Source organism: Ancylomarina euxina (genome assembly GCF_003863355.1).
In the GTDB taxonomy this organism is placed as follows: Bacteria; Bacteroidota; Bacteroidia; order Bacteroidales; family Marinifilaceae; genus Ancylomarina; species Ancylomarina euxinus.
This window is the reverse complement of the sequence record NZ_QQWG01000010.1, coordinates 1-15,730: the sequence shown is the minus strand read 5'-3', so window position 1 is coordinate 15,730 and position 15,730 is coordinate 1. Positions and strand designations below refer to the sequence as shown.

The window sequence follows — 15,730 nt, the reverse complement described above, 5'->3', positions numbered from 1 at the left end:
TAAAACCAAGGATTGAATTAATTCTTTCCTTCCCACTCCATATAAAACTGATTGAGATAAGCATTCATAAATTCATGACGTTGTTCTGCCATTCTCTTTCCCGATTCGGTATTCATCCTATCCTTTAAAAGAAGCAGTTTTTCGTAGAAGTGATTTAAAGTTGGCGCATCAGAATTCTTATACTCCTCTTTGCTCATGTTCAAATTAGGCTTGATATCAGGATTATAAATCTCTCTATTCTTATGCCCCCCATAATTAAAGGTTCTGGCAATACCGATGGCTCCTAGCGCGTCTATGCGATCGGCATCCTGAATCACATCAAGCTCTGCCGACTTAAACTTCTGCTCCTGATTACCTCCCTTAAAGGAGATATTGGTGATGATATTCTCAACGTGAGTTATCGTCTCCTCATCCACTTTAATTGATTGCAAAAATTCTCTAGCCAAACGTGGTCCCACAGTCTCGTCGCCATCATGAAATTTAGAGTCGGCAATGTCGTGAAGCAAAGCTCCCAGTTCTACAACAAACAAATCCACATCTTCAGATTGAGCTATTTGTTTAACCGATTGCCAAACCCTATAAATATGCCACCAATCGTGACCACCTTCTGCATCAGCCAATACTGTCTTTACAAATGCGACTGTTTTATCTATAATTTGTTTTCTATTCATCACCTAATATTTTTTGAAGCTTAAATGTAAGCAGAAAGTCATGATTAAATATTAAAGACTCATTTTAATAATAAAAACAAACTTGAAATCAGTGTAATAAAAATACTTAGGTTCTTAAATAAATGTGGCGAAATTCGATGATTTAATCTTTTTCCAATAAATGAACCCAAATAAAGAATAGGGAGAAACAAGAGTGTCATTTTAAAAGTTGCCACAGTTAAAAGTCCTAATATACTATAGCCCACAAGTGCAATAAATGCAGTTACGATACTAAACCACGAAAAAATTTCTCTGAACTCCTGATTATCGACTTTAGCTGAATGAAGAAATAAAGCTAAAGGAGGTCCGCTAATAGAAATACTCCCCGTTAAGAATCCAAGAAACATACCTGCTAAGCGATATGACCAATCAGATAATTTAATCGTATATCGAATTCCTAAAAGAGAACAAATAGACAGTATAATAAAGAATATACTCATAATAATAATTAAAATATCCTCGGTTAAATATTTAAGTGTGAATACCCCAAGCAGAGTGAATAAAGCACCATATGTAATTAAGGATTGAAATTGCTTATTCACCAATTTTCTATCTTTCTTTTGTAATACGATAACCAAAGAAGCAAAAAGATTACAAAGTATTAATACGGGTATCATCTCTTGAGGAGAATACCAGATTAATAAAGGAGGTAGTGCAATTAATGCAAATCCAAAACCAGTAATCCCTTTAACTAAACTTGCTACTAATACAATCAAAATAATCCAAAAATATAGCATCCTATTTAAAAATTAGAGGTGAGCATTAAGAAAGAACCAATTCCAATCAGTAGCCAAAGTAGAATTCCTAGGATGAAACTTCTTAAGCCGGCCTGCTTAGCTTCAGCAATAGAAATATTAGAGCCAATTAAAAAGAGCGCAACAACCATCCCTCGTCTGCCTAACCAGTTGAGATGTGTATAAGTTGTATCCCAAGCAGGTAACAAATAGCTTATAAGAATGCTGATAACAAAAAGACCTATAAACCAAGGAAACTTAAGCTTCCCTACAGATTTATCCTTTTGCAAAACGGCAACAACTATGGATAATGGAATAATCCACAAAGCTCGTATCAACTTCACCGTTGTTGCAATTTCAAGTGCTTTAACGCCATAAGTAGCACCCGCACCAACAACCGAACTCGTATCGTGAATGGCAATGGCTGCCCAGTAGCCAAAGGTTTCCTGACTAAGATTAAAATAATGTCCGATAAGTGGGAAAATAATCAGAGCAACAGCGTTCAAGATAAACACAACGACTAAAGCAAATGAGATCTGAGAATTTTTAGCGTTGGAAACCGGAGCAATAGCAGCAATGGCACTACCTCCACAAATTGCTGTTCCTGCCGATATTAACAGGGAAATTTTGGAGTCAACCTTAAGAAATTTCCCTAATAATAAACCACAAGTCATCACTACAAAAACAGATATAGCTGTATCGATAAAGCCCGTTTTTGAAGTACTGATGACCTGTGCTAAATTCATTCCAAAGCCCATTAAAACAATTGAAGCTTGTAAAGAAAAGGATGTGTATTTCGAAAAATCAGCTTGCTTAATACCCAGGATTGAAAGTAAAATTCCCAGAGCTAATGCAATTACCGGTGAAATAAAGGGCATAAAGCAAAGAAATAGCAAACTGCTATATACAATGCAAATTTGTTTATGGTTTAGTGTCATATTTGTCGTATTAATTTGTGACAAACATACACGCAAGCTATAAGCCTGGCAAATACTCAATTATTATCAGCAATAACTAAAAGTTATACCTGGAAAGAAATTCAATAAACAGTTTTGTTGCCGAAACCTCATGCCCCTGCATCAATGCAATTCTAAATTTTCGATTTAAACGAATCCCTTTTAATTCTAATTGGGTAATCTCTTTTAAACGTAATTCTTTCTCAATAGAACTTACAGAAACAACAGCTATACCATCAAAATCGCATAGGAAATTCTTAATGGCTTCGGTACTTCCCAAATGGATAAGAATATTAAGTTTATCTATTGGAATATTGTATTTCGACAAAGCTTTCTGAATCACTTCGAGTGTCCCAGACCCTTTCTCTCTCAAAACAATAGGAAGTGTTTGAAGATCCTCAGCAGAAAGGGTTTTCTTCTTGGCATAAACACTATTACTACTTGTTACAATAACAAGTTCATCGTCGAGAAAATCAATGTATTTGATACTCGATTGCGATGATACATTTTCAACCAAGCCTAAATCAATTTCATTTTCGAATAATTTCTGTTCAACTTCAAAAGAATTCCCATTTAGCAAATGAAGTTCGATTTTAGGGTATCGTTTATGAAAGGCAGCAATAACCTTGGGTATCAGATATTGTGATATTGTAGAACTGGCACCTACCCGCAATACGCCTTTAAAAGTATCATTCAAGCGTCCTAACTCAAATTCCATTTCCTGATACGCTTGTTTTATCTTTTTAAGATGTGTATAAATAAGCTTCCCTGCTTTCGTCAAGTAAATTTTGTTACCCTTTCTTTCAAACAAAGCGATATTCAATCTTGATTCCAATTCCTTGATATGCTTGGTTACAGCAGGCTGACTGATAAATAAATCCTCTGCTGCTTTGGAGAAACTTAAATTCTCAGCCACTAATAAAAAAACCTCATCTCTATAATCCATAACCCCCTACTTATTCGTCATAACAAAAAACTAATCTCACTCAAACTTATGAAATCTCTTTATGTTATTTAAACAATTCAGAAATAAAAAAGAAGATTCTTCAATTCTTCCCTGCCACTTTTCATTTCTCAATTAATATTCTGCAACTTTGCATCTTCACAATCTGATATATGTTTAAACAGAATCTTCCTAACACTAAAAATTCTATACAAGAACAACTCTCACTTAAAGCTCAAATTCAAGCTTTAAAAGGAGAATTGCAGGCTATTGAACATGAGACATCTGTTTTTGAAGCAAGCTTACGTGCCATACTCATAGATATGATTATTGAGGAGCAGGAACTCAGTGATCTTTATAGGAGGATGCAAAAGGCAAAAAAGCAAAAACGCCTGGAACAGAAAAAACGTGGCAAAAATTATATAGACCCCATAGGAATAAAGTCTATCCCCAAACAAAAAATTGTTGCGACTGAGTCGAAGGAAGTTGAGAAAGAGAAGAAACGACTTTATCGTGAAGCCATGCTACACGTGCACCCCGACAAGTTTTCTATGAATGAAGATAAAGTTGATTTGGCAACTGAAGTCACCAGTAAATTGATAGAAATTTATAAAACAGGGAATTTAAGAGAACTAGAGCTCTTTCATGCTCATATTTTCTCGGGAAATGCCCTATTACAAACCGAAGATGCGGACAGAGCTCATTCGGGATCAGCAATTGAAGACAGCTATTTGAAACAGGAAAAAGAGGCCCTCGAACAGCAATTAATTCTAGCTAAAAACAGACAGACCTATAGGGTGCTTAAAGATTATGAGAATCCCATGCACTTTGCTGAGGAATTAAGGCTCTACTACACCGATCGACTGTTTAAACTAAGAAAACGAACCCGAAAAGCATAAGAAAAATGGTTACTTAAATCAAATTGAGTCAAAATCATCCTGGTCAATACTATTAGAGTTGGAAGAATCTTTGGGAATCGTAAAATAAAATACAGATCCCGCACCTAAAGTCGATTCGACAGTAATTCTACCATTCATAGCCTCAGCAATCTTTTTTGAAATCGCTAAGCCAACACCAATCCCGTTATAAACTCTTGTATAGGATTCATCAACCTGCCTAAAGAAATCGAAAATAAGCTCCTGCTTATCATCCGGAATACCAATACCAGTATCCCTAACAAAAAACGCGATCTCTTTTTCATTTGATCTATGAAATCCAAATTCGATAGAGCCCTGATCAGTAAATTTTACGGCATTCTTAAAAAGATGACGCATCACCTGAATTATTTTGCCTCGATCTAAGTATATCCAACTTTTGAGCAATTGTTCTTCGGTGCTAAAATCTAAATTAATGAGATGACTTTTACCGGATTGCTTGAGTTCATCTTTCAAACACTTTTGTAAATCAAGATACAGATCCTCACATTTTAAGGATTGATTTATCAAACTGAACTTACCTTGCTCAACAGTAGCAAGTTTAAATATATCTTCAATAAGTTCAAGGAGATTAGAACCACTTTGATGAATAATTTTAGCGTAATCACTAATTTCTTGATCCTGACTTGATTCTTGTATTATATTACTAAAGCCCAGCACATGATTTAATGGGGTGCGAAGTTCATGATTCATCGTGGCTAGAAAAACAGACTTCAGTCTGTCACTTTCTTCCGCCTTTTCTTTAGCAGAAATCAGGTCCTTAATCATATTTGTTCTAAGGGTAATATCTCTTAAAGCGGTTATTCGAACTGATTTACCCTTATAGTACATCATTTTTCCCTGTATTTCAGCTGGAAAAACGGTCCCATCTTTTCTCTGAGCTGTCACTTCATAAGGCTCTTCGAAACCAGAAAGCATTTTATTCATAACCTTTTCATGATCCTCAGCAACAATCCATTCCGTACCCATTTTTCCAACAGCTTCTTCTAATGTATAACCAAACATCTTCTCTGCCACAGAATTCTGCTCAATGCAAACACCTTTCTCCGAGATAAATATGGATTCAAATGCAGCTTCAGACAGTCCTTTATATCGCTCCTCACTTGCCCTTAAAGCATCGCCAGTACGCACCTGTTCAGTAATATCACAAAAAAATGTACAAACCTGATAGGGACTATCTTCTCCTTCTCTAAATTGAGGTATCGCATTTATATTAATCCAATAGTGTTTATCCTCTTTTGAATTATAGACACTCATAATGACATCGAGTATGGGTTTTCCTGTTTTTATGGCTAAGCTAACAGGAAACTCATCTTCAAAAAAATCTCTTTCGCCTTTCTTAGTAGTCTTATATCTGGATTTAAAGGAATTAAAACGCTGTAAATGCTCAGTTGGTAAGTCCAGAATTCTTTTTGCAATAGAATTAGCAGATAATACTTCCCCTTCAATTGAAAGATATAATACACCTAAAGGAATCATCTCAAATAATTGAGTATGGTCAATATTCATGCGTCTTGACACTTCCATATATTTTGTTATTTAATCTGATTACAGTCATGTTCAGTTAAATCTCGATTGTCTAATCATTCTTCCCAATAGTTATAAAAACAATAAGTCTAAATACAACAGGACGATTCTAATAAGAAAAAAATGTTTTTTTATGAAAAAAACCAACCTGAATTTAATACATAAAAAACTCAAAACCATAATAATACACGAAATGTTTTCTTGAAAAATTTAAAAAACAGATAACAATAGATTTTTTTCAGAGCTAATCTGGCTTATCTAATTCAGAAAAAAGATATAATATATTTATACCAGCCTAGCCTGAATAAGTCAAGTATGGGTGATAAGGAAAGCACCGAAACAAGGGCAAAACAAGGGCAAAACAAGAGCTTGCGAGTGATCTAAAATAAAAAATCCTATTAGAACAATAAGTTCGTAATAGGATCAAAAATAATAACTCGAATCACGAGTTGAGAATATTATATCCCTTTATAATTTATTTTACATTTTGATTCAACATATAATGTGTATTGGTATTTTAAGATACTGAATTTTCACTGATGAGTTGATCAGTCTAAATCATTTTCAGTACCCACAATTCCACCTTTTCCTCACCACGGCAGTTCGGGTTTCCTAAAGGGGATTTAAGAAAAAAGCTATATAAGCCCCTTTTAAAGATTTGAGCTAACATTTTATTTCTCCAATGTTTTTTTTCCTTTGAATTTATCAGCCTTCCAATTTTTACGATCTTGATAAGATATACCTTTATGCGCTGATATTCCATATTATTACGGATGATGTGATCGTGATAATTGGATTGCCAGTTTTTGATGCCCGATGCATAAGGGAGACTATTAAATAATCAAAAGAAAGCGGCATGACTTAACTTATTGTCCACATTTTTGTTGCAAGTCCACATCACATTAGATAGTTTTTACTAGTCAGGAAACTTACGCATTCTTCTAAACTGTCTTGTTACTATCGTGTCAGAATTCAAAAGCTTTAAAGTTATTTGATTTTCTTCGAAATGAATTCCCCAAAAATCTCTTTTTACTTGACTCCCATATGGTATTAATTCAACTTCGGGTTTATGCCCATGAACATTATAAACACCATTTACTCTGCCTTTTTCAGATTCTATAACAAATCGCTTATCCCATCTAAAAAATATATAATCTTTAATTTCTTTTTGATCCGATTCCTTAAAATAGCGACCATTACCTATTGCTTTTTCTAATACCCATAGTCCAAGTATTTTATCACCATGTGTTTCTGGCAGTTGAGATGAACGTTCTAGAATGACTTTAATGTTTTGCCCTTCTTCAGTTCTTTCCCAAATCATTTCACTTTGATTTAGCGATATCACGAAGGGCTCATTTATATCATCTAATTCGTTTGTATTTTCTATGACTAATTCATTAGAATTTTGATTCAATTTCCAAGTTCCATATGAATGTTGAAACCTTCCATTGCCTGATTCTTGCGTTAAATCAGAATTAAAGCGAGTCCATCTTGCATTTGGAGTCATTTCTTCATCTCCAACAACTACTGATTTAACAACCCAGAGACCTTCAATTGTCTTTGTTTTTTCACAACTGAAGAATGAAAGAACTATGATGAGTGATAATATAGATGTTATTTTCATGTCTTTTATTTAGTTCTGACTAACAGTAAAAATTAGTCTTTGATTTTCAATGATTTATATTTTTATCGTTCGCTTCAAAAATCAATGAATTTTTCCTTTATAGAGCGTGTCAAGTAGACCAGAGGAACTTCCCCTCTAGCCTCTCACAGAACCGTACGTGATAGTCTCCCATCATACGGCTCTTGTTATACATAAAAGTTATGCACTTCGAAGATAGGATAATTTCCAGTGAAAAAACAAACCAGGATAACTTATTGATAACCTCCTAATCCATTTACCTGCTTTTACTCTACTCCTCTTAAAGTGCTTATACCTATTCACTGCCCAACTAATTAAACGATGATTAAACCTTTTGAAAACTCGACTTAAAGTATGAATTCTGAATTTGCCATAATAGTTGATCCAACCACGAATTCGTGGGTTAAACGATTTGGCTATCTTATCAATACTTCTCCCAGTCCAACGATGAAAACCCGATTGTTTTAACTCTTTAGTTATCTTCTTCTCATTGGATTTACTTATCGCACAATCATAACTCAAGAACATAACGCCTTCTTTCGTCGCTGTTGGTCGTGGCTTAAAACTAAACCCAAGAAAATCAAATTCTATTATCGGGTAATTCCCCCTGCGCTTGTCTCTTTTGCAATAGACAATCTTTGTCTTCTTTTCATGCAATTCTAGCTTACACTTTCTAAATCGTGCTCTTACTAAAGCAAGCACATACTTAGATTGAGATTCACTTGTGCAATGAATAATGACATCATCTGCATACCTGACATATTTTAGCTTGGAGAAATTTTGATCCATCCATTTATCAAATACATAGTGCAAGAATAAATTTGCCAACAAAGGACTTATAACACCGCCTTGTGGGGTTCCCTCTTCGTTTCGATATCTTCTGTTACCCTGCTTATCTTCGATAGGGGCTTTTAGCCATCTTACGATGTAAAACTTTACCCAGTTTTCATCCACATGCCTTTCTAATGCTTTCATTAGTAAATCATGGGAAACTTTATCGAAGAAACTCTTGATGTCCATATCAATAACCCAGCCTTGTTTCCATACATTCTTTCGTACTTCTTGCACTGCCTGATGGGCACTTTTATTTGGACGATAAGCGTAAGAATTATCTGAAAACACAGCTTCTAATCTTGGCTCCAAATACGTTTTAAGTACTTGTTGTGCTATTCGATCACTCACTGTTGGGATACCCAATTTTCTAAGTTTACCATCTTTCTTAGGGATTTCTACTTCAAGCACTGCGGGTGGATGATAGCTTCCAGAGGTTAATCTATTCCATAGTTTGTATAGGTTTTCTGATAATGACTCTTCATAATCAGCTATACTTTCTCTATCAACACCAAAGCCACCCTTATTCTTTCTGACTCGTTTGTAGGCTTCCCATACCATTTGTGTAGTTATTGGTATCACTTTCGAATCAACTGTTCTGCTCTTCCTTCCTTGTGAAGTTGACAGATCAAGTGTCATCTGTATAACCCCAGCCCTTTGCTCCTCTCCCATTACAGGATGCTCAACGCTACTACGACTGAGTCCGCCATCATATAAAGCTTTGGTTTTCGACCTCATAGGTGTTTTCCCTATTTGTGTCTTTCCCTTTACATCTCTATATGACTTCTCCTGTTCCATTATTAAGCCTGAATAAAACTCATACCCCCTTAATGACGCTCACCACACAGCCAGTAAACAGGTTTCCGCTGTATTTATCCTCCGGCAGCAATAGACCGATAGTTTTGATGAGAGGTTCGTTTTCTCGGCACTTCATAAGAGGTTCACTTTCGTTCATCTTTTCTATTCTTACCTGATCTATCCAACTAGACCTTTTCCCTAATCGCTCAATACCGCACAGTCACCCAATTAGCACCACAGGGTGGTTTGCAAGCTCCGCCTGTACAGCGCTTGCGGAGGACCTACCTCCATCTTAATTACAGCATAGATTCTACCTTTATCCGATAGTCTCTTTCAGGACACACATTACTGCTAACGGCTACGCTATGTGACGTAGGCATATTAGTTGATTTATGAGTCAAAATTTATAAAAGGCAAGATAGCTATTTTTATAATTATATTTAACTATAACAATTATAAAATAGATAGTTTGCCGTGTTTAATAATAGCATTAACATACGAAAATCACCAACTGCCTATGGCATATAGCGTTTGTTAGCAACTGGAGTATTGGATATTCCTTTTTGGAGACAACGTAATCAGATGCACATGCATCTTACGATGAAACTTGTAAGCTCTTACTATGCACTTGGGACAGTGGGAAAGCTAGTGCGGTGTATAGTATGTGCTTGCAAGTAGGCTGGCAAATCTCGTGATAACTTTTTGCAAGTCATTAGGTCTATTTATTGAGTCATTAGGTACTCTTTTACCGTCATTAGGTCCATTTATTGAGTCTTTAGGTACCTTTTTACCTTCATTAGGTCGATTTATTGCGTCTTTAGGAGGGTAATGGTAGCACGTAGGATAGATGAAGACCTACGTGCACATTGTCTTATTCAACAGTTGTATCCTCTTCTATTTCTATAGATTCTGGAGTTGAACTTGCTTGATGCTTACGTAAATAGTCACTAGTGAAGAGTTTTCTGATGTCTAGTTGGTCGTTGAATACGTATTTACCTGCATCACGAATATAGTCGAGTGTCTCTTTCATGATGGTGAACGAACGGTCGCGGACATCTTTGAGTAGGTGTTGCGATTTTTTGTCGCCTACTGACTTAGAGAGTAAAGTACTTAAAGTCTCTGATAACACGGTAGAGGTATCTAGCTTTGTCATATCAAAATTAATCGCTTCTAATTGCGTTGGATTTGATTGTCCTAGCACTGCGTATTCTAGTAGGTCTTGAATCATATGATCATCGCCTGTTCCTTTACCTATCTCACGTACTTTTGCTAGTAGTCGGCTGTCTTTTCGGTAGGCAAAGCGAAATGCTGCGCTTAAGTCTTTCTTTAGTGCATAGCCTGCTGGTGCTTGATCTTCCCAATTCTTCACATCTACTTGCTCAGAGTTGTAAGTGGTACGCCATTGTGCTTCTGCTTCTCGTAGGGCATTAGCTCTTGTAAGTAGTAAATTAATAGAGTCTACCGTAACACCTGCTGTGGCCAATTGAGTTTGATAGATAATGGCAATATTAAATTGGTCTTCGGCCTCTTGCGCAGCTACATTAACCGGCATATTGGGAGTTTGTACCTCATTTGCTGCTAATGCCTTCATTGCTGGCTCTTGGCTGATAAAATCTTCTTTTTGCGACATAATAGATAAATTTAAAGTTAACAACACCTTACCTGTAGTGAAGATAATAATATTTTCTTAGCAAACAGTATTGAGTAGAGTTTTTTTTATTAATAGTTGATATGCATCTATTTATCGCAACCAGAATCGACTTTACAGAACTACAAAAATGTTTATCATACAAAAATATTTAAACTAAAGTATCCTTGGAAAGGTAATTTGTCAGCACATTCAAATAGCTATGCCCAAAATCTGTATTATCTCTTTTTTTACAGTCTATATATATCATCTAATTAGTATTTATTTTGTCAAGAAGGTTGTAGTAAGTTCATATATATTCCATGAAATATGTCTTAAATATTCAATACTTCAATGAACGCAGGCAAAAAGCAGCTCATTTGTTTTTACTATGCGTTGGGTTTGTGTGTTGGGTAAAACAAATATGCTGCTTGTGCGGTCGGGTTGTTTATTCCAAAATCTTCCTTTTAATATATTTTGACGAGAGGTGTTTCTCTTGTTGCTAACGATTTAGCTATGAGCTATTGGCGACCTTAAAGAGAAAATCTTCAGAGTTCATCCCAAGCCAAAGCTGCGTATTTTTGTTTTATATTTTCATTTCAAAAACCAAAACCGAAGCTTTGGCATTTTCCTAGTTGAACAAAACCTCGCCCCCGCTCTAACCGCCAAATAGCTTATAGGTTTTGTTATGGCCAGTTTTTCGTTTACCACCCAAACGCAACTACTTGATTCTCGCTATTGAATTGTATGTCGAAACATGGAGTTAAATCGACTGTTTTTCCCTCAGGAGATAACAATATGATGTCATAGCTCATATCTCCATATTCTAAAATATGTTTTAATTGGTAACCAGAGAACTCCCTTTGCATATCCTTAATCCACATTTTGAATCTTTGCTCTCTTTCTTTACTTCTTAAATGTTTATTGATGAATTTATTTATATTTTCATCATTGTTCAAAATCAGTTTTACAAATTGTTGTACAATATCAAGTTGTTTATTTGCAATGCCGCCACCTATATGTTTAATACTATTCATTTTAGGCACAATAGGGTTGTGGTTTTCGTTAAAAAGAAGTTGCTCTACTTCCCAAGCTACCATTTGAGTGTCATATCTTAATTCATTGGTCATATATATGATTACTGTATTTTCCTCAGGTAGTTGTATGAAATCGGCATAGAAAACACCATTTGAGCCACTGTGTGCTATGATTTTTGTATTTCTATCACTTTTTAAAATTGACCATCCATATGCATAGTGTGAATCAGCTGATTCATTAATAGCCACATATGGAAAAGTTTGCTCTTCCAATGATTTTTTTGAAATTACCTTGTGTTGATTAAGAGCAAGTTGCCATTTATACAAATCGGAAGGATTAGAAAGTATACCTCCATTTCCTTTTAGATGCCATGATACTTGATTTGAATCTTCGTTCCATTTTATGAGATGAGTTCCCCAATCTTCCCCACATTTATAGCCGTGGACAATTTTAGTCGCATCCCATTTGGGGATAAGGTAGCCAGTATGTTTCATGCCTGCTTTTTGAAAAAGATTTTCTTGCAAAAAAGTCTCATAATCTGTTTGTGTAACTTCTTCAATTATTATGGCCAAAACACTGTAAGCAACATTGGAATAACTATACTGCTTTCCTGGTTCATAATCTAATGGTGAATTGTAAAACTCCTTTAAAAACTCTTCCTTAGAAATAGGTACGAAGTCTACTCCATAACCAAGATTTCCTATTACTCCCGAAGAATGTGTCAGTAATTGATGAATAGTAATGCTTTGTTTGTCTTTCGGAACCTCTTCTAAAAATTTAGAAATAGAATCGTTTACCAATAATTTGCCTTCTTCTTGTAATTTTAGAATAGCCGTTGCTGTAAACTGCTTTGTCAATGAACCTGTTGTGAAAATAGTTTCTTTTGTAACAGGAAGATTTTCGGTTTTGTTTCTTAGTCCAACGCCACCATTATAGAGGATATTCCCATTTTGAGCGACCAATATGCTTGCCGAAAGCCCATTTTTATCACACTCTTCAATGTAGGATTTAAGTCGTTTTTCCAAAGAGTTCTCAGTATGGATTGACTTGGTTTTGTTTTTGCAAGAAATACAAAAAGTAAATACTGTCAATATTAGTAAAATGTATCTTTTCATTGTTGTATTTTTTAAAATGTTCGTTAAGGCACATCCTTTACACAAGTTAAAGATTAGACTTTACACTAAATTAGTCTCTACCCTTGTTGATGATTCTTTTGATCTTAATTTATTTTCGTTAAAGTAACCTAAAAATACATTTCTATAATACACCTTCCAAATGCCATTGCCTTTATGTTCAAATCCAACGTACTTTCCTTTTAAGGCTGCAGATAAATATACCCAGTAATATGATTTCCATCTGATTGCTCCATTTTGTGTTACTCTAATCACACTTTGACTCGATGGATAATCAAATTCTTGTATTTTTTCAGGAAATACTCTAGTGGAAAAAACATGACTGGCAGCAGGTGTTTCCATCCCTAAAGCTTCGTGTGGTCTGACATGGTTATACTCTCGCACAAATCGATTTAGGCGCCTTTGTTGCGCTTTTAAATCGTAAGCCGAAGGCTTAGCACAGGCAGCCTTTAAATCTCGGTGCATTCTTTCATGACGTCCATTTTGTTCTGGATGAGCTGGATCAGAAAAGACAGGCATAATCCCTAGCTCAATAAACCAGTAAGACAGACGTGTAAAGCGTTGAAGAGAACGTGTTGAACCAAAAGGACTGCCATTATCAGTATGAAGCTGCTCAGGGATCCCATATTTTCGAAAAACACTTGTAAACTCAGCTTTTGCGGATTTAAAATTCTCATGGTAATGACCTTTGGCAGTAAATAAAAATCTACTTTTTGAATCTGCAATGGTGAGTGGATGGCAATATATTTTATTACCCATTAAAAACTTTCCTTTGTAATCCGCACTCCATACCTCATTACAATCCTTTGGATCAAATATTGGATAAACAGGTTTAACTCTTCTCAACCTTTTCTGTGGACAAACCAAACCATTTTTCTTGAGTATGTTATGAACTGTAATCACAGAAGGGATATCTTTTTCAATAAAATCGTTAAACAATAGTTTTCTAATCTTTTTAGCTCCCCACCTGGGATATTTAGCCTTTAAACTAAGAATCCCTTCAACAACATTTTCAGTAGTTTCATTGGGGTGTTTTCCAGGTGCTCGTGAGACTTCTTTTAATCCTTCATAACCTTGTTTCTCAAACCTGTCTATTAACTTATAGGCTGTTGGTCTTGAAACATTAAAACGCCTGCATAGTTCTGAAATGGTAAATTTTCCCGTTCGCCATTCACAAATAAATTCAATTTTTTGCTCCATAGTTGTCGTTTCTTTCCAAGGCATAGCAATTTGTTTTTTATCACAAATTACAACCTAAAAAGTGTAAACCATGTGCCTTTAACTTTGTAAACGATGTCCCTTTACCATACCAAATGTGCTGTAACGGGCTTGCTATGTGTTTTGCGGGACATGGAAGCATTTCACTTTCAAATCCGCAATTAGCCAAATCTTTTATTTCCCTTAAATTCAAATCTGCGTCAAATCAAAGATTTGGCGGCGTTGCAACGAAGAACTGCGGTTGATTTACCCGCTGAACCCGCATTACATATAGCTTTTGTTAGGGCAAGTTTTCACTCATTACTTTATTAATTTGATTTTTTGTTAAATGATCAACTTCAGCTATGAATATGTCCGAATCAGATATTCCAAGGGGGAAATATAAATGCTTCAAATCTGCATTACAGAAATATGAAATTAGCTCAAACCCAGAATATATAACATTAAATATTTCTTTCTTTAAAAAACTTTCTTGGTATGAACTTTTTCTAAACGAGATTTCACTTGTTTTCTGGTGAATTAAACTATTCCTTATTTCTTCAAGTTTTAGGAATCGATTCCAAAAAACTTCTTTATGCGGGCTTTCAACCCCTAATATTTCAGGTAGAATCTCTTTAATTTTGATAGATGTCTTTTTATGTCTTTCAATAGCTCCCTTATCCCAAATTTCAATTATGCCTTTATTGTTTTTATGTTCCAACTTATAATCTGTAGGGATAGCAACATTTGTAAAAGCCTCAACAGCAGTGTAGCTAAATATTAAACTTATCTGGATTCTTTCAAAAAAATCATATAGGGTTTTTAATTCTTCTCCTTCAAATCTGTAATTCGAATCCTTTTTGAAATATTCATCTATTTTTTGAAATAGATTTTTGGCAATTTTCAGTTCTCTTTTTGAAATGTTTAATAAGAAAGATATATTATTGGGTTGAGTAAATTCATAAGTCCTATTCTCGACAGAATGCATTTCGTAATTTTCAACGAAACCTGTTTTCCCATTAGCTTTATCCCTAAATAATATGGGTCTAGATACTCTTAAGTCTGAGACATCTTGATGTATGTCCAGTTTAATTAGAAATTCTTTATTAATAATTAAGCTAAACGAATTAATTGGTTTTACTGCATTTTCAATGAAATCGTTGAATAAATATTGGTAATGCTGATCATTTTTGTCAATGTCTCTAAAAGTATTACTTTTTAAATCTAGCTCTTTTTTAGCAGTTTGTATGTTTAATACCTTAATGTATTTATCAAAGATTCCTAGCCAAATAAACCCCCTTAAGGTCCTTTTTGTTGAAGTGTTTGTGAAAATTGTACCAAAACATATTTCCTGGTGTTCTAAAAAACTTTTTTCACTGTAATCAATATATTCAGTATCAAAATTATTGCCAAGAGGTGTTGGATATTCCTTCCAATGATCTGGCAGCTTCTTCTTTAATTCACGAATGAAAGTTTTAAGATCTTTATTGGATTTGAAATTAATTGATAATGTGATCATAGATCTCTTTTTAAGTCAAGTAGGTAAGGGGAATTTCACCCCAAACCTCTCACAGAACCGTACGTGATAGTCTCCCATCATACGGCTCCTCAGTTAATTATTTACCATCTTCGGTCTTCCTACTACATGTAGTTGCCATT

General features: G+C 34.9%; 12 protein-coding genes. 1 reads left to right on the top strand and 11 read right to left on the bottom strand.

Features of this window, described 5'->3' with window-relative positions:
• Nucleotides 1–17: 17 nt before the first annotated feature.
• From DWB61_RS10855 to DWB61_RS10840, 4 genes are all read right to left on the bottom strand, one after another.
• On the bottom strand, nucleotides 18–671 hold the full coding sequence (locus tag DWB61_RS10855) for an HD domain-containing protein (protein WP_125030932.1): 654 nt from the start codon (nucleotides 669–671) through the stop codon (nucleotides 18–20).
• 59 nt (nucleotides 672–730) lie between these two features.
• Nucleotides 731–1,447 carry a sulfite exporter TauE/SafE family protein gene (locus tag DWB61_RS10850; protein WP_125030931.1) on the bottom strand — a complete coding sequence of 239 codons (717 nt, stop codon included), beginning with the start codon at nucleotides 1,445–1,447 and terminating at the stop codon, nucleotides 731–733.
• Between the two features lie 5 nt (nucleotides 1,448–1,452).
• Complete coding sequence (locus DWB61_RS10845; protein ID WP_225423382.1) at nucleotides 1,453–2,322, bottom strand: YeiH family protein; 870 nt, start codon at nucleotides 2,320–2,322, stop codon at nucleotides 1,453–1,455.
• Between the two features lie 136 nt (nucleotides 2,323–2,458).
• A complete protein-coding gene (locus DWB61_RS10840) occupies nucleotides 2,459–3,346 on the bottom strand; it encodes a LysR substrate-binding domain-containing protein (RefSeq protein ID WP_125030929.1) in 888 nt (295 codons plus the stop codon).
• Between the two features lie 170 nt (nucleotides 3,347–3,516).
• On the opposite strand from DWB61_RS10840, the gene DWB61_RS10835 reads away from it, so the two are divergent.
• A complete protein-coding gene (locus DWB61_RS10835; RefSeq protein ID WP_125030928.1) occupies nucleotides 3,517–4,242 on the top strand; it encodes a hypothetical protein in 726 nt (241 codons plus the stop codon).
• A gap of 18 nt (nucleotides 4,243–4,260) precedes the next feature.
• Here DWB61_RS10835 and DWB61_RS10830 read toward each other — a convergent pair whose 3' ends face one another.
• From DWB61_RS10830 to DWB61_RS10800, 7 genes are all read right to left on the bottom strand, one after another.
• Nucleotides 4,261–5,805 (bottom strand): sensor histidine kinase, encoded by a 1,545-nt coding sequence (locus DWB61_RS10830; RefSeq protein WP_125030927.1) that lies wholly within the window; start codon nucleotides 5,803–5,805, stop codon nucleotides 4,261–4,263.
• Nucleotides 5,806–6,721: 916 nt separating this feature from the next.
• The gene (locus DWB61_RS10825; protein WP_125030926.1) at nucleotides 6,722–7,429 is read right to left on the bottom strand and encodes a hypothetical protein; all 708 of its coding nucleotides are present in this window, start codon (nucleotides 7,427–7,429) and stop codon (nucleotides 6,722–6,724) included.
• A gap of 198 nt (nucleotides 7,430–7,627) precedes the next feature.
• The gene (gene ltrA, locus DWB61_RS10820) at nucleotides 7,628–9,076 is read right to left on the bottom strand and encodes a group II intron reverse transcriptase/maturase (protein ID WP_197091189.1); all 1,449 of its coding nucleotides are present in this window, start codon (nucleotides 9,074–9,076) and stop codon (nucleotides 7,628–7,630) included.
• An 871-nt stretch (nucleotides 9,077–9,947) separates the two neighbouring features.
• Nucleotides 9,948–10,628 carry a hypothetical protein gene (locus tag DWB61_RS10815; protein ID WP_125030925.1) on the bottom strand — a complete coding sequence of 227 codons (681 nt, stop codon included), beginning with the start codon at nucleotides 10,626–10,628 and terminating at the stop codon, nucleotides 9,948–9,950.
• 779 nt (nucleotides 10,629–11,407) lie between these two features.
• A complete protein-coding gene (locus DWB61_RS10810; protein WP_125030924.1) occupies nucleotides 11,408–12,856 on the bottom strand; it encodes a serine hydrolase domain-containing protein in 1,449 nt (482 codons plus the stop codon).
• A 60-nt stretch (nucleotides 12,857–12,916) separates the two neighbouring features.
• Nucleotides 12,917–14,098 carry an integrase core domain-containing protein gene (locus tag DWB61_RS10805; RefSeq protein WP_125030923.1) on the bottom strand — a complete coding sequence of 394 codons (1,182 nt, stop codon included), beginning with the start codon at nucleotides 14,096–14,098 and terminating at the stop codon, nucleotides 12,917–12,919.
• Between the two features lie 274 nt (nucleotides 14,099–14,372).
• Nucleotides 14,373–15,590: a hypothetical protein gene (locus DWB61_RS10800; RefSeq protein ID WP_125030922.1), complete on the bottom strand. Its 1,218-nt coding sequence runs from the start codon at nucleotides 15,588–15,590 to the stop codon at nucleotides 14,373–14,375.
• Nucleotides 15,591–15,730 lie beyond the last annotated feature (140 nt).

What these genes read in the sequence shown, in the direction of transcription:
- DWB61_RS10855 (WP_125030932.1), bottom strand. Translation starts at nt 671, where the DNA reads ATGAATAGAAAACAAATTATAGATAAAACAGTCGCATTTGTAAAGACA.
- DWB61_RS10850 (WP_125030931.1), bottom strand. Translation starts at nt 1,447, where the DNA reads ATGCTATATTTTTGGATTATTTTGATTGTATTAGTAGCAAGTTTAGTT.
- DWB61_RS10845 (WP_225423382.1), bottom strand. Translation starts at nt 2,322, where the DNA reads ATGCCCTTTATTTCACCGGTAATTGCATTAGCTCTGGGAATTTTACTT.
- DWB61_RS10840 (WP_125030929.1), bottom strand. Translation starts at nt 3,346, where the DNA reads ATGGATTATAGAGATGAGGTTTTTTTATTAGTGGCTGAGAATTTAAGT.
- DWB61_RS10835 (WP_125030928.1), top strand. Translation starts at nt 3,517, where the DNA reads ATGTTTAAACAGAATCTTCCTAACACTAAAAATTCTATACAAGAACAA.
- DWB61_RS10830 (WP_125030927.1), bottom strand. Translation starts at nt 5,805, where the DNA reads ATGGAAGTGTCAAGACGCATGAATATTGACCATACTCAATTATTTGAG.
- DWB61_RS10825 (WP_125030926.1), bottom strand. Translation starts at nt 7,429, where the DNA reads ATGAAAATAACATCTATATTATCACTCATCATAGTTCTTTCATTCTTC.
- ltrA (WP_197091189.1), bottom strand. Translation starts at nt 9,076, where the DNA reads ATGGAACAGGAGAAGTCATATAGAGATGTAAAGGGAAAGACACAAATA.
- DWB61_RS10815 (WP_125030925.1), bottom strand. Translation starts at nt 10,628, where the DNA reads ATGCCGGTTAATGTAGCTGCGCAAGAGGCCGAAGACCAATTTAATATT.
- DWB61_RS10810 (WP_125030924.1), bottom strand. Translation starts at nt 12,856, where the DNA reads ATGAAAAGATACATTTTACTAATATTGACAGTATTTACTTTTTGTATT.
- DWB61_RS10805 (WP_125030923.1), bottom strand. Translation starts at nt 14,098, where the DNA reads ATGCCTTGGAAAGAAACGACAACTATGGAGCAAAAAATTGAATTTATT.
- DWB61_RS10800 (WP_125030922.1), bottom strand. Translation starts at nt 15,590, where the DNA reads ATGATCACATTATCAATTAATTTCAAATCCAATAAAGATCTTAAAACT.